The 21,912-nt window shown below is 60.0% G+C and carries 22 protein-coding genes; 13 read left to right on the forward strand and 9 right to left on the reverse strand.

Annotated elements, in window-relative coordinates; genetic code table 11:
- Nucleotide 1: 1 nt before the first annotated feature.
- From GHO03_RS06555 to GHO03_RS06575, 5 genes are all read left to right on the forward strand, one after another.
- Nucleotides 2-670, forward strand: a complete 669-nt coding sequence (locus tag GHO03_RS06555; RefSeq protein ID WP_095025060.1) for an SGNH/GDSL hydrolase family protein — start codon at nucleotides 2-4, stop codon at nucleotides 668-670.
- Complete coding sequence (locus GHO03_RS06560) at nucleotides 667-1,329, forward strand: alginate O-acetyltransferase AlgF (protein ID WP_133144369.1); 663 nt, start codon at nucleotides 667-669, stop codon at nucleotides 1,327-1,329. Before GHO03_RS06555 ends, GHO03_RS06560 begins: the two co-directional genes overlap by 4 nt.
- An 18-nt stretch (nucleotides 1,330-1,347) precedes the next feature.
- A complete protein-coding gene (locus GHO03_RS06565; protein ID WP_133144370.1) occupies nucleotides 1,348-2,763 on the forward strand; it encodes an MBOAT family protein in 1,416 nt (471 codons plus the stop codon).
- Nucleotides 2,764-2,774: 11 nt separating this feature from the next.
- Entirely contained in the window at nucleotides 2,775-3,911 is a 1,137-nt protein-coding gene (locus GHO03_RS06570; protein WP_133144371.1) for a cell division protein FtsQ, read from the forward strand.
- 209 nt (nucleotides 3,912-4,120) lie between these two features.
- Nucleotides 4,121-4,951 (forward strand): AraC family transcriptional regulator, encoded by an 831-nt coding sequence (locus tag GHO03_RS06575; RefSeq protein ID WP_153379928.1) that lies wholly within the window; start codon nucleotides 4,121-4,123, stop codon nucleotides 4,949-4,951.
- Here GHO03_RS06575 and GHO03_RS06580 read toward each other — a convergent pair.
- Entirely contained in the window at nucleotides 4,948-5,535 is a 588-nt protein-coding gene (locus GHO03_RS06580; RefSeq protein WP_095026980.1) for a LysE family translocator, read from the reverse strand. The two genes, GHO03_RS06575 and GHO03_RS06580, sit on opposite strands and share 4 nt — an antisense overlap.
- Nucleotides 5,536-5,694: 159 nt before the next feature.
- Between GHO03_RS06580 and GHO03_RS06585 the strand changes: the two genes are divergently transcribed.
- The 4 genes from GHO03_RS06585 to GHO03_RS06600 all read left to right on the forward strand — a co-directional run bounded on the left by GHO03_RS06585 (nucleotide 5,695) and on the right by GHO03_RS06600 (nucleotide 9,609).
- The gene (locus tag GHO03_RS06585; protein ID WP_095002329.1) at nucleotides 5,695-6,252 is read left to right on the forward strand and encodes a helix-turn-helix domain-containing protein; all 558 of its coding nucleotides are present in this window, start codon (nucleotides 5,695-5,697) and stop codon (nucleotides 6,250-6,252) included.
- A 22-nt stretch (nucleotides 6,253-6,274) separates the two neighbouring features.
- The gene (locus GHO03_RS06590) at nucleotides 6,275-7,621 is read left to right on the forward strand and encodes a glutamine synthetase family protein (protein WP_095002330.1); all 1,347 of its coding nucleotides are present in this window, start codon (nucleotides 6,275-6,277) and stop codon (nucleotides 7,619-7,621) included.
- 145 nt (nucleotides 7,622-7,766) lie between these two features.
- On the forward strand, nucleotides 7,767-8,528 hold the full coding sequence (locus tag GHO03_RS06595; RefSeq protein WP_095002331.1) for a hypothetical protein: 762 nt from the start codon (nucleotides 7,767-7,769) through the stop codon (nucleotides 8,526-8,528).
- Nucleotides 8,529-8,550: 22 nt separating this feature from the next.
- The gene (locus tag GHO03_RS06600) at nucleotides 8,551-9,609 is read left to right on the forward strand and encodes a linear amide C-N hydrolase (protein ID WP_095039170.1); all 1,059 of its coding nucleotides are present in this window, start codon (nucleotides 8,551-8,553) and stop codon (nucleotides 9,607-9,609) included.
- Nucleotides 9,610-9,613: 4 nt separating this feature from the next.
- On the opposite strand, the gene GHO03_RS06605 is transcribed toward GHO03_RS06600, so the two are convergent.
- The 3 genes from GHO03_RS06605 to bamA form a co-directional block, all read right to left on the reverse strand.
- Entirely contained in the window at nucleotides 9,614-9,916 is a 303-nt protein-coding gene (locus tag GHO03_RS06605) for an XRE family transcriptional regulator (RefSeq protein ID WP_165484571.1), read from the reverse strand.
- Complete coding sequence (locus tag GHO03_RS06610; protein WP_095002334.1) at nucleotides 9,909-10,268, reverse strand: type II toxin-antitoxin system RelE/ParE family toxin; 360 nt, start codon at nucleotides 10,266-10,268, stop codon at nucleotides 9,909-9,911. The genes GHO03_RS06605 and GHO03_RS06610 overlap by 8 nt, the downstream gene beginning before the upstream one ends.
- Before the next feature lie 93 nt (nucleotides 10,269-10,361).
- Nucleotides 10,362-12,728, reverse strand: a complete 2,367-nt coding sequence (gene bamA, locus GHO03_RS06615) for an outer membrane protein assembly factor BamA (RefSeq protein ID WP_153379933.1) — start codon at nucleotides 12,726-12,728, stop codon at nucleotides 10,362-10,364.
- Between the two features lie 183 nt (nucleotides 12,729-12,911).
- On the opposite strand from bamA, the gene GHO03_RS06620 reads away from it, so the two are divergent.
- From GHO03_RS06620 to GHO03_RS06630, 3 genes are all read left to right on the forward strand, one after another.
- Nucleotides 12,912-13,595, forward strand: a complete 684-nt coding sequence (locus tag GHO03_RS06620) for a response regulator transcription factor (RefSeq protein WP_133144673.1) — start codon at nucleotides 12,912-12,914, stop codon at nucleotides 13,593-13,595.
- Nucleotides 13,592-14,851 (forward strand): ATP-binding protein, encoded by a 1,260-nt coding sequence (locus GHO03_RS06625; RefSeq protein ID WP_095031858.1) that lies wholly within the window; start codon nucleotides 13,592-13,594, stop codon nucleotides 14,849-14,851. The genes GHO03_RS06620 and GHO03_RS06625 overlap by 4 nt, the downstream gene beginning before the upstream one ends.
- Before the next feature lie 203 nt (nucleotides 14,852-15,054).
- A complete protein-coding gene (locus tag GHO03_RS06630) occupies nucleotides 15,055-15,504 on the forward strand; it encodes a hypothetical protein (RefSeq protein ID WP_095002338.1) in 450 nt (149 codons plus the stop codon).
- Here the strand turns inward: GHO03_RS06630 and GHO03_RS06635 are convergent.
- Entirely contained in the window at nucleotides 15,498-17,084 is a 1,587-nt protein-coding gene (locus GHO03_RS06635) for an aldehyde dehydrogenase (NADP(+)) (protein WP_095024263.1), read from the reverse strand. The two genes, GHO03_RS06630 and GHO03_RS06635, sit on opposite strands and share 7 nt — an antisense overlap.
- Before the next feature lie 330 nt (nucleotides 17,085-17,414).
- Nucleotides 17,415-18,026 (reverse strand): TetR/AcrR family transcriptional regulator, encoded by a 612-nt coding sequence (locus tag GHO03_RS06640; protein WP_095039165.1) that lies wholly within the window; start codon nucleotides 18,024-18,026, stop codon nucleotides 17,415-17,417.
- Nucleotides 18,027-18,143: 117 nt separating this feature from the next.
- Between GHO03_RS06640 and GHO03_RS06645 the strand changes: the two genes are divergently transcribed.
- On the forward strand, nucleotides 18,144-19,349 hold the full coding sequence (locus GHO03_RS06645; protein ID WP_095002341.1) for an MFS transporter: 1,206 nt from the start codon (nucleotides 18,144-18,146) through the stop codon (nucleotides 19,347-19,349).
- 59 nt (nucleotides 19,350-19,408) lie between these two features.
- Here GHO03_RS06645 and pcp read toward each other — a convergent pair whose 3' ends face one another.
- The 3 genes from pcp to GHO03_RS06660 are packed head-to-tail and all read right to left on the reverse strand — an operon-like array spanning nucleotide 19,409 to nucleotide 21,733.
- Entirely contained in the window at nucleotides 19,409-20,047 is a 639-nt protein-coding gene (pcp, locus tag GHO03_RS06650) for a pyroglutamyl-peptidase I (protein WP_153379937.1), read from the reverse strand.
- 7 nt (nucleotides 20,048-20,054) lie between these two features.
- The gene (locus tag GHO03_RS06655; RefSeq protein WP_095002343.1) at nucleotides 20,055-21,005 is read right to left on the reverse strand and encodes a DUF979 domain-containing protein; all 951 of its coding nucleotides are present in this window, start codon (nucleotides 21,003-21,005) and stop codon (nucleotides 20,055-20,057) included.
- Nucleotides 21,002-21,733, reverse strand: coding sequence for a DUF969 domain-containing protein (locus tag GHO03_RS06660; protein WP_095002344.1), 732 nt, complete (start codon nucleotides 21,731-21,733; stop codon nucleotides 21,002-21,004). Before GHO03_RS06660 ends, GHO03_RS06655 begins: the two co-directional genes overlap by 4 nt.
- Nucleotides 21,734-21,912: the final 179 nt, after the last annotated feature.

The following is a 21,912-nucleotide window of genomic DNA, read 5'->3' on the forward strand; positions in this document are numbered from 1 at the left end:
AATGCCTTCTTCCGTTCTTGCCGGTATGACCCTTCTTGTTCTAGGGGAAAGCCACATGAGCCTGCCTAACTGTTTGATGGAGCCGCTGCACGCCAACCTGACCCAGCAGGGCGCAAATGTGCACTCGATTGGCGCGTGCGGTGCCGGTGCCGGCGATTGGTTGATTACCAAAAAAGTCGATTGTGGAGCCGAAGAAAAGGGTAACGGTAAAATTGTGATCAGGGGGCGTGACGCGACCACTACGCCGATCAAGGAGTTGCTTGCAGCGGATAAACCGGATCTGGTGGTGCTGGTGATTGCAGACACTATGGCCTCTTACGACAAGCCGGTGTTTCCCAAGGCGTGGGCGTGGCAAAACGTGTCTGCCCTGGCCAAGGAAATTACCGCCAATGGCGCCAAGTGCGCCTGGGTAGGCCCGGCGTGGGGCAAGGAAGGTGGCATGTACAAGAAGAACGATGCCCGCACCAAGCTGATATCTGCGTTCCTGGCGACCAATGTTGCACCTTGTACTTACATCGATTCGCTGGAGTTTTCCAAGCCGGGGCAGTGGGTGACCACTGACGGCCAGCATTTTACTGTAGCGGGTTACAAATCCTGGGCCAACGCCATCGGTGATGCATTGGGCAAGCTGCCCCCTGAAGCGGTCAGTGCCAAGGGTGCAAACAAGTGATCCGAGCTGTATTGAGCGCGGCAGTGTTGTTTTGCAGCGCGCATGCGCTGGCTGCCGACGTTGCGCTGTACCCCACTGGCCCCGATCAGGACGCTGCCTTTATCCGCTTCGTCAACGCCACCGCTGCCCCTCTGGACGTAATGGGCCAGCCCGGGCAACCACCGTTGCGCCTTGAAACGGCAGCGCCTGCTTCATTGTTGTTCCCGGTGGATTCGGGCAAGGCCGTCAGGGGCTCGCTGGCCAGTGGTGCGCACCAGTTGGCCCTGGACCTCAAGGTCGAGCCCGGTGAGTTCGCGACCATTGTGGTGGTGCCGCAAGGCGACGGGATCGAACAAGTCGCCGTGCGCGATACACCGGATGACTTCAACGGCCTCAAGGCTTCGCTGGCGTTTGTCAATGTCGACAAGTCCTGCAGCGATGCCAGTCTGCGTCCTGCCGGGCGCACGGGCGATCTGTTCAAGGCGGTACCGTTCGCCAGTCTGCAGCGACGTTCAATCAACCCGGTAAACCTGTCAGTGCAACTGGTATGTGCCAACGCCAACACCGGTGCGCCGTTGGACCTGGGCGCACTCAAGGCTGGCGAACGCTACAGCGTGCTGCTGCTGCCATCTGCCAGCGGGCCGCGTTTGTTGAGTACCACGGACACGCTGTCCCACTGATCGGATTCTGCTGCCACCATGGTCTTCGCCTCACTCGAGTTCCTGACGCTGTTTTTACCGGCCTTTATGCTGGTCTACGCCCTGGGCAAGCCGCAGTGGCGCAACGTGATTCTGTTGATCGGCAGCTGGCTGTTTTATGGCTGGTTGAACCCGATGTTCCTCGCGTTGCATGTGGCATTGACGGTCGTGGCATGGCTTGGCGGGTTGCTCATCGATCGCAGCCGAGAGGACTCCCGGGGCAGGGTGCGGCTGTTGATCGCGCTGATCGTGTTCAACACGGCGGTGCTGTGCTGGTACAAGTACGCCAATATCCTGGCCGCGACCTGGATTGACTGGATCACGTATCCGGGGGCGATGCCGCTGGAATGGCAGCGGGTGGCGCTGCCCGCCGGGCTGTCGTTTATCGTGCTGCAGGCGATTTCCTATCTGGTGGATGTACATCGCCACACCGTGCCGGTGGAGCGCAGCTTTATCAATTACGCCACCTATATCTCGATGTTCGGCCACTCGATTGCGGGGCCGATCATTCGTTATGACTGGGTGCGTCGCGAACTTACCCAACGTTATTTCGACTGGCAGAATTTCTCCCTGGGTGCGCGCCGTTTCATGATCGGCATGTGCATGAAAGTGCTGGTTGCCGACACCCTGTCGCCGCTGGTGGATGTTGCGTTTCACCTCGACAACCCTTCTTTTGTCGACGCCTGGATCGGCTGCCTGGCCTACTCGCTGCAACTGTTTTTCGACTTTGCAGGCTATAGCGCCATGGCCATTGGCCTGGGCCTGATGCTGGGTTTTCATTTCCCGGAAAACTTCTACCAGCCGTATCTGGCCAGCAGCATTCAGGACTTCTGGCGGCGCTGGCACATGTCGTTGTCCAGCTGGCTGCGGGACTATCTTTATATCGCCCTGGGCGGCAACCGCAACGGTGCCTGGAAAACCTATCGCAACCTGTTCCTGACCATGGCCATTGCGGGGCTGTGGCATGGCGGTGACAGCTGGAACTACCTGCTATGGGGCGCGGCCCACGGTATTGCGCTGTGTGTGGACCGGTTGTGGTCGCGTTCCAGCCTGCCGCGCATTCCGTCATGGTTGTCACATACATTGACGCTGCTGTTTGTGTTTATGGCCTGGACCTTGTTCCGCGCTCAGGATTTTGCTTCGGCCCTGAATATGTACGCCGGTCAGTTGGGTTTGCACGAGTTTGCCCTGGGCGACGCGCTGGCCGTGACCCTGCGCTCGGCTCACGGCCTGGCGGCATTGCTGGGGGTGGCGTGCATCATCGCGCCGTTGTTCAAGCGCCGGTATGAAGAGCGTTTTGGTGCGCAATTCTGGTTTGCGCCGATGGCGGCGCTGTGGCCAGTCGCGGGTTTTCTGCTGTCGTTCGCCTTGATAGCGAGCCGTGAAGCGGTGCCCTTTCTGTACTTCCAGTTCTGATGGTCGCGCCCATGTCCTCGTCATCGCCCAAACCGGCTGTAGCCACTGAATTCACTGCCCGTGTGAGCAGATTTGGCGGTGCGGTGTTTGTGCTGTTTCTGGCGGCGAGCTTTGCCTCGTCCCTGTGGTTGTTTGCCAGCGGCAAAATACAGATGCTTGCCCCCGACCTGAGCCGTGATGCGGTGCTGCATGGCGAGGTGACCCACAGAATTGCCAAGCAGTTGTCCGAGTCCGGCGTTGCACAAAAGGCGGCCGATCTGGAGCGTGGCGCCAGCTGGTTGCTGTTCCACGACACCGGCGCGCGGGTGCGTCCGGGCTGTACGGGCTGGCTGTTCTTGACCGATGAAATGCGCATCAATCGTCATGCTCAGGTTAATGCTCAAACCAAGGCAGCAGCGGTGCGTCAAATCCAGCAGCAGTTAGCCGGGCGTGGTATCCGCTTGCTGGTGGCCGTGGTGCCGGACAAGAGCCGGATTGCCAGTGCGCAACTCTGTGATTTACGCCGCCCGGTGCAGTTGCAACATCGCGCCGAAGCCTGGGTTGAGGGATTGAACAAGGCAGGGGTGAGCGCTGTTGATCTCGCGCCAGTTCTTCAGTCTGTGGGCAGCGATGCCTATCTGCGCACTGATACCCACTGGAGTGAAGCCGGGGCCTCGGCGGCAGCCAGGGCCATTGCCGTGCAGGTACAGGCAATGGGGATCAGCGCCACGCCGCACAAGCTTTATGAAATTGCCAGGCAAGACCCGGCGCGTCGCCCGGGAGATCTGGTGCGGCTGGCCGGTCTTGAATGGTTGCCAGTGGGGTTGCAACCCGCAGTAGAATCGGTGGCGGCCAGCCGGTTCAGTGAGAAAGCCGATTTATCCCAAAGCGATGCTGACAACCTGGATGATCTGTTTGGCGATGACAACCTGCCCAACGTTGCCTTGATCGGCACATCGTTCTCGCGCAACTCCAACTTTGCCGGTTTTTTGCAGCAGGCCCTGGGTGCGCCGATTGGCGATTTTGCCAAGGACGGTGGCGAGTTCTCCGGTGGTGCCAATGGCTACTTCAGCAATCCTGCCTTCAAACAGACACCGCCAAAACTGGTGATCTGGGAAATCCCCGAGCGTGATTTGCAGACGCCTTACAGCGAGCCAATAAAACTGTAACCCGTAGCAGCTGCCGCAGGAACGAGGCTGCGTCCGGCGACGCAGTCGCCGCAAAATCAGGCACTGCGGTGTGCCAGGTAAACCCGACTCGCAGGGTTAACGGTCGCTTCGCAACCGAACGCAGCCTCGTTCCTGCGGCAGTTGCTACGGACGGTCAGCCAAGGTGCTAGTCTGGTGATCAGACACCTGCCCATCACGGTCACGCTACCATGCCCGCAAGCCCGTCAACACACTGCGCTACACCCCGGTTCTGGCGGGACGCGCAGTTGCCCATTATCGAAGCGCGCTCCATCGACGATGGCCGTAAGGTCTGCTATGCCCGACACTCCCACGAGATTTTCTCCATCGGCGCCATCACCTCCGGCTGCTGCACTTACCTGCATGAGAAAACCAGTCACGGTATCAGCGCCGGCACGGTGGTGTTGATGAACCCGGGAGATGTCCACGCCTGTAATCCGCTGGACGACCAGCCATGGTCCTATGTGATGCTGTATGTCGATGCGCAGTGGCTGGCAGGCATTCAACAGGCCTTTGACGATCAGGCCAGCGGGGTGTACCAGCCCCTGGCGGCCACCCACACCCGCTCGCCGGGGTTGTTCAATGGCCTGACCGCCCTGTATGCGCAGCTGGTCGACCCGCACCTCGAGGGGCTGGCCAAGCACGAGTCGGCGGTCAAGTTCTTTTCAGCGATGCAACAGGAACTGGGCGGCCCGCTGGTGCTTCGCAAGAGCGCCAATGCACGGGTGGAGCGCGCCGCCAAATTTATCGACGAGCGTTTCCTGCACACCATTCGCCTGCAGGATATCTGTGCCGCCGCCAGCCTGTCGGAGGCTTACCTGATCCGTGCCTTCGAGCAGCGTTACCATATGACGCCCCACGCCTATCTGATCAATCGGCGCATTCAACATGCCCAGGCGCAACTGCGCGAAGGGGCGTTGATCGCCGATATCGCCCAGCAAACCGGTTTTGCCGATCAGGCGCATTTCCAGCGGGTGTTCAAAAAACACCTCGCGGCCACGCCCGGACAGTACAAGGGCTAAAACCACAGCAAGGACACCGCGCAGCCCACCAGCATGGCCGCCATGCCGCGATTGAACAGGCGGATGCGCCGGGTGCTGTGCAGGTAACGGCTCAGAAAGGCGCCGGTGTAGGCCCAGCAAGCCACTGACAGGTAGCAGACTACAAAGTAGATCAGTGCAAATGCCCAGATCAGCGTGGCTTCGCCCCCCGAAACAAACGCGCCCATACCTGCAACCGCCGCCAGCCAGGCTTTGGGGTTGAGCCATTGCATGGCGGCGCCGGTAAAAAACGATGGCTGCCGGGCGTCCCCGCCAAACTCGATGCGGCCGTTATCCATCGCCAGTTTCCAGGCCAGGTACAACAAAAATGCCATGCCGGCCCAGCGGATCAGGTCGGTGAGGATCGGCCACTGCTTGAGCACTTCATGCAGGCCAAAACCGGTAAACAGCAGCAACACCACAAAACCGACGGTGGCCCCCAGCACATGGCGCAGACTGGGCCCCAGGCCGAACTGCATACCCGAACTCAGGGCCACCACATTCACCGGCCCCGGTGAGATGGAGGCTGCCAGGGCGAACGCCGCCATTGAAATCAGCACGCTCATCGTTATTGTTCTCCGCTCCAAGGTTGAGCCCTGAGGTTATGGGGCGCGGACCCAAGCGTATTGAACAAAACTCCCCTGTACGGAGGCACCTTGCGTTTATGAAATTTAATCTGTATTTTTTCATGAAAATAAATGATTTAAATTTCATGGCGGCCCGGGATGAACAAGCAAGAAGAGATGGCCGCCCTGGCCATCCTTATCCACGACCTGCGCAAGCACAAGAAGTACACGCTCAAGGAACTGGCCGATAAAATTGGCCGCTCCGTGGGTTTTTTGTCCCAGGTCGAGCGCGGCCTGTCCCAGCCCACGGTGGCCGACCTGACGGCCATCAGTGAAACCCTGGGTGTGCCCACCACCTATTTCTACAGTTTGCCCAAGCCCAAGCAGTTGCCCTGGGTGACCCGCCCGGACGAGCGACGCACGCTGTACCTGGGCAACGGCATCACCGATATCCTGGTCTCGCCACAAATCCGTGCGTCGTTCTCCATGCTCGAAAGCCTGCTGGAAGCGGGCGCCAGCAGCGGCGAACGGCTTATGACCGACAGCTCGGAGCAGGGCGGCTATGTCATTGAAGGGCAATTGACCCTGTGGCTGGGCGACGACGCTGAGCCTGCCACCCTCAATGCCGGTGACAGTTTCCAGTTCGACAGCCATACGCGCTGTCGCTACGCCAACCTGACACAGCAGCTTGCCCGCGTGCTGTGGGTTTACACCTGATAACAACAAAGGAACCTTGAAGATGGATGCTGCCTGCTCTGATCTGCTGGCCGAAGTGCGTGCGTTTCGTCAGCGCAACCCCGAGGTGCGTTATGTCGACCTGATCTCCCTGGATATCCCCGGGCATTTCTACGGCAAGCGTTACCCCATCGACATGCTGGAAAAAGTCGCGGCCGGCAGCGTCCTGAAACTGCCGCAGAACTGTGTGTTGCTAGGGGTGCAGGGCGGATTGTTCAAGATAGGCGACTATTGTTTCAACGACGGCGACCCGGATGCCGTGCGGCGTCTGGTACCGGGCACGCTCAAGCCGGTGACCTGGGAAGACAAGCCCCTGGGCCAGATGCTGATCACTTCTGACGGCACTGAACAGCCGATCGTCTTCGAGCCCCGCGAAGTCCTGGCCCGGGTGCTGGCCCGGCTGGCGCGCAAAGGCATTCGCCCGGTGGTGGCGTTCGAGCTGGAGTTCTACCTGTTCGACAAGAAGCTGCGCGATGGCTTGCCGCAGTTCCCCCGTGATCACTTGAGCGATGATGCCGACGATCAGCCCACTATGCATATCGAGCGGTTGTCGCGCTTTGCCCCGGTGCTGGATGACATGGTCGATGCGGCCCAGGCCCAAGGGATTGATGCCACCGTGATTACGGCCGAGCTGGGTCCGGGGCAGTTCGAAATCAATTTCGCTCACCTCGATGACGGTTTGCGTGCCGCGGACTGGGCGGCGCTGTTCTGTCGCAGCACCCGCGGGGTGGCGCTCAAGCATGGCTATCGCGCCAGCTTTATGGCCAAACCCTACCTGGAGCACCCGGGCAGCGGCATGCATGTGCATGTCAGTCTGTACGACGCGGGCGGCAACAACTTGCTGGCGGCCAACCAGCAGCAGCCCTTGCGCCACGCTATCGGCGGTTGCCTGGAATTACTGCCGGCGTGCATGCCGATATTTGCACCTAACCACAATGCTTTTCGCCGCCTGGGCGGTACGACCAATATCGCCACCCAGGCCAGTTGGGGGTATGAGGATCGCGATGCGTGCTTGCGTATCCCGGAATCGGACAGTAAAAACCTGCGGGTCGAGTATCGCCTTGCGGGCGCTGATGCCAATCCGTATCTGGTATTGGCGGCGATTCTGGTGGGGCTCGAACACGGGCTGGAAGCGGGCAAGGAGCCGATCCTGCCCCTGAACGAAGACCGCAGCAGCGGCATCGCCTTCCCGCTGGACATGCTTGAGGCCGTGCGCGCCATGCAGCACCAGCCGCAGCTGCGTGAAGGGCTGGGCGGCGAATTTGTCGATGTGTACTGCGAGAACAAGCGCCAGGATCATCTGGCCTTTATGCAGGAAATCAGTGCCCGGGAATATCGCTGGTTTATGTAAAAACCCATACAAGAGTTTTTGATCGCAACAATGCCTACTCCTGACAGCAGGTTTTCAGGTGAGAGCTGCTATACCTAATGATCAAATCAGATGCTGGTCAGTCAGGGCGATGAAAAATACAAGGTTCAATAGAGCTGCAACGGCTTTGCCGCTGTTGCTGTTCGTGCAGGTGGCACATGCTGATCAGCCTGCGGACTCACAATGGTTATTGCTGGCCAGCCCCTTTGTCTGGGCGCCCTCCATGAGCGGGCAGGCGGCGCTTGGCGGGGTCAATACCAAGGTTGATGTTCCGTTTGCGGATGTCTGGGAAAACCTGAGCACGGTATTTATGGGCAATCTGGAATTGACCAATCGCACACTGGGTTTTTATATCGACGGCGTCCACGCTAAAACCGATCAGTCCGAACGGGTGTACGGGCGCAAGGTGGGCCTGGCGATCACCCAGAGCACCCTGGCTGTCGGCACCTATTACCGGGCCTATGAGTATGAGTTGGGTGGTCAAACGATTTTTGGCGAGCCGCGCACCTGGCGTGTCGAACCTACGATCGGTGTGCGCTGGACCAAGCTGTCAACCAAGCTGGACATTGACTCGCTGGGGTTCAGCACCAAGAAAAAAACCGAGTGGACCGACCCGTTCGTAGGGCTGCGCATGCAGGCTGACCTGACCGACCGCTGGACCCTGTCCGGTGAAACCGACACCGGCGGGCTGGATACCTCCTCAAAGAAAACCTGGAACGCCCAGGGCTACCTGGGTTATCGCATGTACCTGGCCGATCACCCCACGATCATCCGCGTCGGCTATCGGGTTCTGGCGCAAAATTACCGCACCACCGACTTTACCGGCAACAAGTTCAAGTACGACGTGACCCAGCGCGGCCCGGTACTGGGCCTGTCCATGCGCTTCTGACAAGTACCGAGGAGACAAGGGAATGCAACTGCTCAAACACACCCGCAACCTGACGCTGGCCATGGCGGGCTTTATGCTGGCGCTGCCGGTGGCTACTGCCTGTACCCGCCTGGTGTATCTGGGGGACAACGACAGGGTGATTACGGCGCGTTCGATGGACTGGAAAACCGACGTGGCCACCAACCTGTGGATCTTCCCCCAGGGCATGCAGCGCACAGGTGAAGTAGGGCCGGGGTCGCTGAAGTGGACATCAAAGTACGGCAGCGTGATTGCCAGCGGCTATGACATTTCCACCACCGACGGCGTCAACGAAGCGGGGCTGTCGGCTAACCTGCTGTGGCTGGTCGAGTCCGAGTACCCGCCGGTCAATCAGGGTAAACCGGGGCTGAGCATTGCCGCCTGGGCCCAGTATGTACTGGACAATTTCAGCAGCGTTGCCGAAGCGGTGGCGGTGCTCAAGACTGAACCCTTTACCGTGGTTACCGCCAATGTGCCGGGTGAAAGTCGCCTGGCGACCTTGCATCTTTCAATGTCCGATGCATCGGGTGACAGCGCCATCATTGAGTTTATCGATGGCAAGCAGGTGATCCACCATGATCGCAGCTATCAGGTCATGACCAACTCCCCGGCGTTCGATGCCCAACTGGCCATGAACGCCTACTGGCAATCCATCGGCGGGACGGTAATGCTACCGGGTACCAATCGCTCGGCGGACCGTTTTGCCCGGGCCTCGTTTTACGTCAATGCGGTGCCGAAAAACCAGGACTCGCGCTTGTCGCTGGCCAGTGTATTCAGCGTGATCCGCAACGTTTCAGTGCCGTATGGCATCACCACTCCCGGCGAGCCGAATATTTCCTCGACGCGCTGGCGCTCGGTAATCGACCACAAGCAGGGGCTGTACTTTTTCGAGTCGGCCATTACACCAAACACCTTCTGGGTGGACTTGAACAAGATCGATTTCACCAGGGCTACAGGCGCGGTCAAAAAACTGGATCTGGGCCCGGACCAAAGCACCATTTACTCCGGGGAGGTTTCAAGCCGCTTCAAGGCCACTCCGGCCTTCAAGTTTGAAGGGGCGTAAGGGGTTAACCCTGTTCGGCTGTGTGCTCCGGAACCAGACGAATTTCTACGCGTTGGCCTAATGCCCGTGCGGCGCTGGCCAGGGTGGCCAGGGTCATGCCTGGGTCATTCTGGTCGAGCGCCCGATCCACCGCCGTGCGGCTGGTATGCATGCGGTCGGCCAGGTTTTTTTTGCTGACGTGCTGCTCTTTCATGGCCTGGGTTATCTGCCAGGCAATAACGCGTTTGAGTGCGGCGGCCGAAACCTCTTCTGCAAGGCCTTGTTCCGAGAGAAAGTCGTCAAAGTCGGAGCCGATATGGTTATTCATGCGCTGTACCTCGTAGTTTTGCATGGCGCTGCCTGGCGGTTTGCAGATCCACCGCCGGGGCTTTCTGACTTTTCTTGATAAATCCGTGAAGCAGGATCATCTGTGAGCCGATTACCGTAAAGATTATACGGGCAATGACGCCATCCAGATCAGAGCGAACTTCCCACAGTTTTGGCTCCAGTTTGCGAACAACCGGCATGCCAATCGGCCAGCCAAGTTGCACGGTCTTAATATCGGTGCCTATCAGTCGTCTTTGCTCGCGCCCAAGGCCGATTAACCATTCGCGAACGGGTTCGTTACCGGCTTCGGTGCGAAAAAATGCAACCGTCAGGATGGGAGGGATTCCAGTCATGAACTTGAGTGTACCTAAAATGGTACATCTATCAAGCGCGCCTGATCGCCAGATGACCAGTGGCTCAAGCCCGTGCGATCACCTGTCGTGCTTTTAAAACGTCTGCCCCATGGAGAACTGGAACACCTGTGTTTCTGCATCATCCGGTTTGCGGATGGGCAGCGCGAGGTTGACGCTCAGCGGGCCCATCGGGCTGTACCAGGTCACGCCCACCCCTACGGAACTGGCCATCTGGCTGAGGTCCACGCCGTCACAGCCGGTGGTGGTGCTCAGGTAGCATTTGTCCGAGTACACGCTGCCCACATCCCAGAACAGCGAGGTGCGCAGGGATTTGTTGTCCTTGATAAAGGGCATCGGGAACAGGTACTCGACCCCGCCGGTGATCATGATATTGCCGCCTAGCGCCTCGGTGTCGCGGTCGGAGTAGTACGCCTGCCCGGCGCTGCTATAGGTGCCGGTGGCCGGGGTGTTGCGCGGGCCCAGGGTGCCGCTTTCAAAACCGCGCACCGTGCCTTCACCGCCCGCAGTGTAGTTTTCATAGAATGGCAGGCCATCGGTGGAGCCATAGCCGTTGCCGTAGCCCAGCTTGGTGTGAAAGCGCAGTGAGGTGGATGCACTGACGGGCAGGAAGGTCTGGCCGGTGTAGTCGATCTTGTAGAAGCTCAGGTCGCTGCCGGGCACCGTGACCATCAGGTTAAGGTTTTGCGCATATCCGCTGGTAGCCAGGATGCCCTTGTTCAGGGTCGATTCCGACCAGCCCAGGTTGGCCTTGAAATTGGTAAATTCCTTGCCTTCGCGGTCGATAAAATCATAGATCTCGTCGGCACTGTAGGTGCCGGGCTCGATGCTGTCATGCTGCGCGGTGAGGCCGAAACTGATCCGTGAGGTTTCATTGATCGGGTAGCCCAGGGTGGCACCGGCGCCATAACTGTTGATCGAGTAGTACGACACGCCATCGTCGTAGTAATCGTTGTAGTCGGTCTTGTTGAAGAACGCGTTGTAGCCAAGGCTGACGCCATCCTTGGTGAAGTACGGATCGGTAAAACCGATGTTGTATTTGCTCTGGTACTCGGAGCGGGTCAGGCCCAGGCTGGCGGAGTTGCCCGTGCCCAGAAAGTTGTTCTGGGTGATCGAACCACCAAGAATCAGGCCGGCACTCTGGGCAAAGCCGACGCTGGCAGTGATCGAGCCGGAAGACTGCTCTTCAACGCTGTAATTGACGTCAACCTGATCGTCGACTCCCGCCACCGCCGGGGTCTCGACGTTGACTTCCTTGAAGTAACCCAGGCGCTCAAGCCGCGTTTTGGACTGGTCGATCAGGTAGGTCGAAGCCCAGCCGCCTTCCATCTGGCGCATCTCTCGGCGCAAGACCTGGTCTTCGGTCTTGGTATTGCCGCGAAAGTTGATGCGGTTGGCATAGGCGCGCTTGCCCGGGTCGACCACGAATTCGATATCTACCGTGTTGCCGTCCTTGCTCGGGACCGGCACCGCGTTGACGTTGGCAAAGGTATAGCCTTCGTTGCCCAGGCGGCGGGTGATCAGGTCCGAGGTGGAGGTCATCAGCTTGCGCGAAAATACCTGGCCCTTTTGTACCAGCAGCAAGGCGTGGATCTGATCTTCGGGTACTTTAAGGTCACCGCGCAACGTAATGTCGCGCACGGTGTATTTGGCGCCTTCGCTGATATTGACGGTAATGAAGACCTGCTTTTTGTCCGGGCTGATCGACACCTGGGTCGACACGATTTCCATATTGATATAGCCGCGGTCCATGTAGTACGAGCGCAAACGCTCCAGATCACCGGACAGCTTTTCCCGGGCATACTTGTCATCATTCTTGAAGAACGACAGCCAGTTGCTGGTCTTGAGGGTGAACTGATCGTCCAGCTCGGCCTGGTCGAAGACGGTATTGCCCACCACATTGATGTGCTTGATCGCGGCCACTTCGCCTTCGTCGATCCTGATCTTGAGGCCGACGCGGTTGCGCGGCTGGGCCACCACCTCGGCGTCCACCGCGGCCGAGTAACGCCCCTGGGCTACGTACTGACGCAGCAGCTCATTGCGTACACCTTCGAGCGTGGCGCGCTGGAACACTTCGCCTTCGGCCAGCCCCGATTGCTTGAGGCCTTTCATCAGGTCATCGGTGGAGATCGCCTTGTTGCCCTCGATGTCGATATTGGCAATGGACGGCCGCTCGACTACGGTGATCACCAGGACGTCGCCGTCGCGGCCCAGCTGAATATCTTGAAAGAATCCGGTCTTGAACAGTGCGCGCGTGGATTCCACCAGTTGCTGGTCATCGACCTGTTCGCCAACGTTCAAGGGCAGGGCACCGAACACGCTGCCGGCGGACACCCGCTGCAGGCCGTTGATACGGATATCGGCAATCTTGAAGCCCTGGGCGTGGGCCAGTGAGGCATTGAGCAGCAGTGCAACCGAGCAGAGCAGGCGCGCAAAATTCATGTAGATCATTTATCCAGGACACATCGACAAACAGCACAAGCAGGCTGGTGGAGGTCCAGCATAAAAGTTCGGGGCGTATGGTGCGGTTAACCGAGTGTCAAGTTAGGTAAAGGTTGGCTGCATGCAATGACGCTGCGGGCCGCAAGGACGATAATGGGCAGATCCCCCCTTCAAGAGTTCGCCATGATCCGTGTATTGCTCGTCGACGATGACCAGGAACTGACCGGTTTGCTCAGTGAGTATCTGGAGCGCGAAGGCTTTGAAGCGACTGCGGTGCATACCGGCGAGGAGGGCGAGGTGCAGGCGCTGTCCGGGCAATACAGCATTGTGGTGCTGGATGTGATGCTGCCGCGACTGTCGGGGATCGAAGTGCTGCGGCGCATTCGCGCGCGCAGTCAGGTGCCGGTGGTGTTGCTCACTGCCCGTGGCGACAACATCGACCGCATCACCGGCCTGGAGCTGGGTGCCGATGACTATGTGCCCAAACCCAGCTCGCCGGGGGAGCTGGTGGCGCGTTTGCGCGCCATCATGCGCCGGGTGCAGCCGGCGGAGCAGGCCACCACCGAGGTGATCAAGACCGGCCCGCTGGTGTTGTGGCCCGGCAAGCGCCAGGCGCTGTGGCAGGGGCGGGAGCTGGGGGTAACCAGCACCGAGTTCAGCCTGCTCGAAGAGCTGGCCCGCAGTGCCGGGCAAGTGGTGAGCAAGCAGGACTTGTCGCTCAATGCCCTGGGCTGCCCGTTGACCCGCTATGACCGGCGTATCGACGTCCATATCAGCAGCATCCGCCAGAAGCTCGGCCCGCGGCCTGACGCCAAGGCGTGGATTCAGAGCGTGCGTGGGCTCGGCTATCTGTTGATCGCGGAATGATGAAACCCAGCCGGCTGTTCTGGAAACTGTTCCTGGCCTTCTGGCTGGCTACCAGCCTGACGTTTTTTGTCGGTATCGGCATTATTACCTTGAGTCGCCAGGGCCCTGGCAATCCGCATCTGGATACCATTCTTGAAAGCGAGGAACAGTTGCTGCGCCAGTTCGGTGTCGAGGCTGGCAAGCAGTTGCTGCAGGTATGGCACCACCCCGATGACGAGGCCATTGCGGTGTATGACAGTGGCGGGCAACTGCTGGCCGGGTTGCCGATTGTGCGCCCGGCGTTCGAGCGCACGGTGATCAGCAAGGAAGGCCTCACGCTGTCGCTCAGGTCGACGCGGGTGCCCGGCAATGGCGGTGGTGGGGAGGGCGGACCGGGGCTGATGCCATTGCTTATCGGCACCGTGATGAGCGCGCTGTTCAGCAGCTTTATGGCGTTTTACCTGGCCTGGCCGTTGGCCTATTTGCGTCGGGCGATGAGCGATGTGGCCCAAGGGCGATTCGAAACCCGGGTAAAGCCGTTTATGGGCGCGCGGCGTGATGAAATTGTCGACCTGGCCGAAGACTGCGACCGTATGGCCAACCAACTCAAGCTGCTGGTTGATGCCCAGCAACACTTGTTGCATGACATCTCCCATGAATTGCGTTCGCCCCTGACACGCATGCAGGCCGCCATCGGGTTGTTGCATCAAAACCCGTCCCGCGCCGATATGGTCGAACGCATCGAGCGCGAATCGCAGCGCATGGACACCCTGATCGAAGCCCTGCTGACCCTGGCCCGGGTGCAGGGGCGGCCCGAGAGCATCGCACGCGAGCCGGTGGACATCATCGAGTTGTTGCACTTGATAGTCGAAGACGCGCAGTTCGAAGCGGGCATCAAGGGTTGTCGGGTGATCCTGGAAGGGTGCCCGTCCTTTGTCAGCCGGGTCAGTGGCGAGTTGTTGTATCGCTGCTTTGAGAACGTGATCCGCAATGCAGTGCGCCATACCCGTGCCGACAGCACGGTGCTGGTAATGGCTGAAGCCAGCCCGGCGGGCCACTGCCTGACAGTACGGATCAGCGATCAGGGTCCGGGTGTTGAAGAATCGCGGTTGCAGCGGATTTTCGACCCGTTTGAGCGGGGTGTCAGTGAGACGGGTAGCGGTTTTGGCCTGGGTCTGGCGATTGCTTCAAGGGCGGTGGAAATGCACGGCGGCAGCATCAAGGCGAGCAACCTTGCGAGCGGCGGCTTGAGTGTGACAATTACCTTGCCGCTGTAGATACTCTGTTGCAGGTCAAGCCCTATTGTGGGAGCGAGCCTGCTCGCGAACGACCTTCGCGAGCAGGCTCGCTCCCACAGTTGCAGTGTTCCTGTAGATACTACGGGATCGCCGGGGATCTTTACACGAAATTACATTGCCTTGACGGCCCTGTACGCCATGCCCCCGTAGACTTTACCGCTCAATATCGAGCGGAGTTGGGCATGTTTCTGGTGCATAAAAAAGGGTTCGTTGCCGGCAAGAAAATGGTCGATGGCCTGGTGCCTTATGACTTTTTTTGCGAGGACAATCCGGCCATCAATCTGTTTGTGTTTACCGGTGCCGGCGCGTTGGGCAAACCGGTAGAAGAGCAGACGCTATGGGGCTTTACCCGCCTTGAACGCTTTGAAGCGCTGAGCAGTACCCTGGTCGCCAACAAAAAGAACCAGGGCTGGTTTCAAAGCGTCAATGTGCTCACCGGGCCCGCACAGAACGGCACCCAGACAGTGAAGTTCCAGCGGGTGCTGAAGATCATCAAGCATGTCAGCGTCAACAATCGCGTAGCCAGCAAGGCGGGCTACGAGATCCTGACCGAAGAGGGCGACACCTACTTCACCCTCAGGCATGCAGCGGGGCATAGCGCCCAGACCGTGATTTACGCCGCCGATCAGTGACCCAGCGGATTGCGGCTGTGGCTGCCGTTGACCAGACGCTCGATACCCAGCGGGTTGGCGTTTTTCAGCGCATCCGGCAGCAGGCTGTCAGGGTAGTTCTGGTAGCACACCGGGCGCAGGAAACGGTCGATGGCCAGGGTGCCGACCGAGGTGCCACGGGCATCTGACGTCGCCGGGTAAGGCCCGCCATGCACCATCGCGTCACACACCTCGACACCGGTAGGGTAGCCATTGAGCAGCAGGCGCCCGGCCTTGTGCTCCAGCACGGGCACCACCTCGGCGAAGGCTTCAAGGTCGCCAGGTTCAGCAATCAGCGTAGCTGTCAGCTGCCCATGCAGGCTGTGCAGCGCTTGCAGCAACTGCGCCTTGTCCGCGACCTCGACCACCAGGGTGGTTGGCCCGAAGACTTCCTCCTGCAACACCTCGGCACCACCGATCAACAGGCTGGCACTGGCCTGGAACAACTGCGGGCTGGCCTGGTTGCCCTGTTGCGGCGCACCGGCAAGGTGGCGGATGCCATCGACCTGGGCCAGACGCTGGATGCCTTTGCTGTAACTGGCCAGGCCCCCGGCGTTGAGCAGTGTTTGCGCCGGTTGAGCACTGAAGAACTGGCCAAGCGCGGCGACAAAGGCGCTGAATTCAGGGGAGCGGATACCCAGTACCAGACCGGGACTGGTACAGAACTGCCCGGCGCCAAGCATCACCGAACTGCCCAGCTCCTGTGCGATCTGCTCGCCACGCTTGAGCAGTGCCTGGGGTAATACCAGCACCGGGTTGATGCTCGACATCTCGGCAAACACCGGGATTGGCTGGGGTCTGGCGGCGGCCATATCGCACAGGGCACGGCCACCGGACAACGAACCGGTAAAGCCGACGGCCTGAATGGCCGGGTGCTTGACCAGTGCTGCGCCCACACCCGCGCCGAAGATCATATTGAATACACCGGCGGGCATGTCGGTGCGCTCGGCAGCGCGCACTATGGCCAGGGCAACTTGCTCAGCAGTTGCCATATGCCCGCTGTGTGCCTTGAACACCACCGGGCAACCTGCGGCCAGTGCCGAAGCGGTATCACCGCCAGCGGTGGAGAACGCCAGCGGGAAGTTGCTGGCGCCAAACACGGCCACCGGGCCTACGCCGATGCGGCATTGACGCAGATCTGCGCGCGGCAGGGGCTGACGGTCCGGTAGCGCCTGATCGATGCGTGCGCCATAAAAATCGCCGCGCCGCAGTACGTTGGCGAACAGACGCATCTGCCCGCTGGTGCGTCCCCGCTCGCCCTGGATCCGGGCGGCAGGCAGGGCGGTTTCGCGACAGACGATGGCAACAAAGTCGTCACCCAGCGCGTCTATTTCTTCGGCGATAGCTTCCAGAAACTCGGCCCGGCGTGTGGCCGGCAAACTGCGAAAGGCCGGGAAGGCGGTATTGGCCGCGCTGACAGCGGCATCCACTTCGGTTTCGGTGGCCTGCACAAACGCGTATGGCAATGCCTCGCCAGTACTGGCATCCACGCTGTACAGGTGAACGGTGCCGGCGCCGCTGCGCTGACCGCCAATAAAGTTCTGGCCGGTGATGGGGAACATAGGGATTTCCTTTAGGTGGGAAGGCAGAGACGCGCTGTTGCGAGACGAATCATGTCGCCGCTGACGAGCGCAGCGAGGCTGCGGCAAGGCCCGAAGGGCCTTGAACAGGCAGGGGCCGCTAGCAGCCTCGCTGCGCTCGTCAGCGGCTACAGGGGATTGCCACCCAAGTACAGGCAGTGGCAGCGTTTTCGCCGCCTATTGTCGTTATAAGTTGCACCGCAGTTATCCCGATAGCGAGCCATAAGGGCTCTTTCAGGCGACCACTGTAGGTTTTGTCGGGGGCACTGCCCAATGACGAATATTGATTGGCCGATAACCAGCGCTCATCCCTCAGGCGCGCGCGGCATCCCAAGTGCTCATCACCTGGGTGATCGCAGCGTCCAGTACGGCATGGGCTACACCATCCCGGGCCAGGGTGGTCAGGCCCAGCAGAAAACTCTCGAACACCGTGGCCAGCGTTCGCGGATCAGTCTGGGCGGCAAGCTCACCCTCGCGGATGGCGCGCTCGACACAAGCCATAAACCCGGCCCGGTTACGCGCCCTCGCTTCGGCCAGAGGTGCGCTTATCGCCACCGCTTGAGCTGAACTGGCACTCATCAGCCCCAGAGCGACCAGACAACCCCGTGGGTGACCCGGCTCACATTGCATTTTGGCGGAGCTGCGCAACGTTCGCTCGATCGCTTCGCGTGGGGGCAGGTGAGTGTCGAACAGGCTTTCGGTGACCCTGCCGTGGCTGTTCAGGTAGCGCGTCATGACCTCTTTGAACAGCGCCTCCTTGGAGCCGAAAGCCGCGTAAAAGCTGGGCGCGGAAATGCCTGAGCCCATATTGGCCTTGAGCTGGCTCAGCGATGTCGAGTCATAACCGTGCTCCCAGAACAGGTGCATGGCCTGGGTGATTGCCGCGTCCCGATCAAATGTGCGCGGGCGTCCCATCTGTGCCATTTGAGTCTCCTTCGTAGCGAGATATAAATACTAGTCGATACAAAAGTCATTGACCAATATTTCCCGTCGCCCTACATTTGTACCTATCGATACATAACTAGCAGGAGCAGGGCATCCATGGGCAAAGAGCAAAACACCACTGAGCGATTACCCATGGGCGCGCTGCTGGCGCTGGCCATGACCGGTTTTATTTGCATTGTTACCGAGACCTTACCCGCAGGCCTGTTGCCGCAAATCAGCAGCGGCCTGCAAGTGTCATCGGCGCTGGCGGGGCAGATGGTTACGGTCTACGCGCTGGGCTCCCTGCTGGCGGCCATCCCGTTGACCATCGCGACCCAGGGCTGGCGGCGTCGCAACGTACTGCTGCTGACGATTGTCGGGTTTCTGCTGTTCAATTCGATTACCGCGTGGTCGTCTCAGTACGGCGTGACCCTGATTGCACGTTTTTTTGCCGGCGCATCAGCCGGGTTGGCCTGGAGCCTGCTGGCAGGTTATGCGCGGCGCATGGTTGCCCCGCAGTTGCAGGGCCGGGCCATGGCGGTGGCGATGGTGGGCACGCCGATTGCCCTGTCACTGGGTGTGCCATTGGGCACCTGGCTGGGTGCGCTGGTAGGGTGGCGTACGGCATTTGGCCTGATGTCGGCCTTGACCCTGGTGCTGATGGCCTGGGTAGTGCTCAAGGTGCCTGATTACCCAGGGCAGTCTGCTTCGCAACGTATCGGCTTGCGACAGGTGCTGCTGACACCGGGAGTGCGCTCCGTGCTTGCCGTGGTACTGACCTGGATGCTGGCGCACAACATGCTCTACACCTATATCGCGCCTTTCGTGGCATCGGCGGGCCTTGCCGATAAGGTCGATATTGTGTTGCTGGTCTTCGGATTGGCGGCGCTGCTGGGAATCTGGCTGACCGGGCGACTGGTAGACCGGCATCTGCGCAAGGCAGTCATGGCTTGCCTGGCGACATTTGCTGCGATTTCGCTGCTGTTCGGTTTCTTCTCGCAGTCGGTGGCTGTCGTATATGCAGGGATTTTTGTTTGGGGGTTGTCCTTCGGCGGTGCCGCCACCCTGCTGCAAACTGCTCTGGCCGATGCGGCAGGCGAGGGCGCCGATGTTGCGTTGTCGATGAACGTGGTGGTGTGGAACAGCGCCATTGCCGCGGGGGCATTGACCGGTGGCATATTGCTCGATCAATTCGGGGTGAACGTCTTCCCCTGGGTGTTGCTGGTGTTGTTGCTGGTCGGGCTGGGGATCGTGTTCAGTGCCCGTGCCCATGGTTTCCCGCAAGGGCACCGGCAGGCGGGGGCGGCGGTTGTCGGTCATTAGGCCGATAGCCGTGTTGGTCAGGCAGCGACTACCAATCGTGCCCGGTTTCCAACGCGTTATCAGCTGACCTGGCCACCACCTTCAAGTACATCATCTTCGGTATTCAGGGCCGTGATTACGGCGATGCGCAACCCTTCCACCTGGGTGGCCAGTGCCATGGACGGGCCACCAGCCACCACCGCCTGTTGCGGCAGAGGCGGGACGTGGATAAAACCACCGCGTACGCCGGTCCCGGCCAATGCATGCTGTAGGCAATAGAACACCTGATTGCAGACAAAGGTGCCCGCCGTATGGGAAACCGACGCGGGAATCCCGCCGGCCCTGATCGCCCGCACCATTGCCTTGAGCGGCAAGGTACTGAAATACGCCGCTGGCCCTTGCGCCACCACGGGTGTATCGATCGGCTGATAGCCAAGGTTGTCAGGGATGCGGGCGTCGTTGATATTGATCGCTACCCGCTCGATGCAGATGTCCGTGCGACCGGGGCCAAGCCCGACGGCGATCACCAGCGTCGGGGTGAACTCCTGCAGAAGTTGGCTCAGTCGCTCGGGCGCTCCGGCAAACGTACAGGGCAACTGACGGGCGATGATCTGCGTATCGTCCTGCAAGGTGCCGTCCAGAAGGCGTACGGCCTCCCAGGACGGGTTGACGGTGTCTTGGTCGAACGGTTCGAAACCGGTCAGCAGTACAGTGCGCATGGTGTTCTCACATCAGTACGTAAAGAAGCACGATATTGACCACCAGCATCATCAGAGCGGTGGGCATTTGAGCCTTGATCACGGCGTATTTGTCAGGCAGCTCCAGCAGGGCCACGGGCACGATATTGAAGTTGGCTGCCATTGGCGTCATCAGCGTGCCGCAGTAGCCGGAAAACATGCCGATTGCCGCCATGACAGCCGGGTTGGCATCGTAGATGCCGACCAGTACCGGCACGCCGACCCCGCCGGTCATGACCGGGAATGCAGCAAAACCGTTGCCCATGATGACCGTGAACAGCGCCATGCCCAGCACATAGACCATCACCGCTACCAGGCGATAGTCCATGTTGATATAGGCGGTGGTGACATGAGCAACGGCGGTACCGACCCCGGCGTCATTGAACAGCAGGCCAAGCATGGCCAGCATTTGCGGCAGCACCATGGTCCAGCCCAGGGCTTCGGTCAGGCGGCGCGATTCACGCAGGCCTTGCAGCGGCGTATCACGGGTCAGGATGCAGGCCAGAACCAGGGCCACCATGCAGCCGATGCCCAGGGACACGAACGTGGTGTTTTTCGGGTCAAGCAGCGGTACGCCACCGATCTGGGTGTTTTTCAGCAGGATCGAACCGATCACGGTCACCAGCGGAATCGACAGGGCCGGGATAAACAGCTTGTGCCCCAGACGGCCAGCACTGGCCCGTGCAGCCTTGACATGCAACTCGGCGTGGGTGCCTCGGCCAACACCGCCAATGCCGGCAATGCCGGCCATGACCAGCACGCCAATACCTACCACGAACGGCGAAAGGCGATCGCCAATCAGGAACACCATGGCGAACAACGCCCAGAACAGGCCACTGGTCCAGCGTTTGGGGTGGGTGCGGTCTGTCAGGATCATGCCCGCGGTGATCAGCAGCAGCACTCCCGCCAGCCAGTAGAAGTACTCAATAGAAATAATCATCGTGCCAGCTCCTGAGCTGCGTCAACTTCTTCCCGGGCAACTTCGGCCATGCTGCGCTCCAGCATCAGGTCAAAGCGATACAGGCGCAGGGCATGCACGATAAAGGCGCAAATCGCCGTCGGAATTCCCCAGAAAGCGATGTGCAGCGGCTCGACATCAAGCCCCGAACCCAGCAGGAAGGTGTGCATCAGTGCGATTGCGCCGAAGGCCACAAACACGTCTTCACCAAAAAACAAGCCGATGTTGTCGGTGGCGGCACACATGGCCAGGACTTTCTGCCGCACAGGAGCAGGCAGCTTGCCGTACTTGTTCTCGGCTGCGCCCTCGGCCATCGGGGCCAGCAGCGGGCGGACCATTTGCGGATGCCCGCCCAGACTGGTCAGGCCTACAGCAGCGGTGGTCTCACGCACGAACAGGTACATAATCAGCAACCGGCCGACCGTTGCGCGCTGGAAGCTGGCGATCCAGTTTTGCGCGTGCAGACGCAGGCCGTGACGCTCCAGCAAGCCGATCACGGCCAGGGGCAGCAGCAGAATCAATTGCAGGGCGCGGGTTTGCAGGAAGCCTTCACCCATTTCACTGATGATTTTTTCCAGCGGGAAGTTGGCAGCAAGGCCGGTGACGATAGCCGCCGCGCTGACCACCAACAGTGGGTTAAAGCGCAGCACAAAGCCGATGATGATGACGAACACGCCAATCAAGGGCCAAAGGTTTACGACGGTTTGCATGAGGGGGCAATCCCTTTAGCTGATTGCCGCAGCACCAGGGCAGGCTGGTGAGGGCAAGTCGAAAGCGGTCAGGCACACTTTCGAAAAATCGGTACGCTGCCGGACTCAGCGTGTTTTTTTATTGTTGAGACCCTATGGGCCTCATTGCCCGATATGGTTGGTGGCTTTGGGTTGTGCGT

It is taken from the genome of Pseudomonas sp. FSL R10-1339, assembly GCF_009600545.1.
GTDB classification, from domain to species: Bacteria; Pseudomonadota; Gammaproteobacteria; order Pseudomonadales; family Pseudomonadaceae; genus Aquipseudomonas; species Aquipseudomonas bubulae.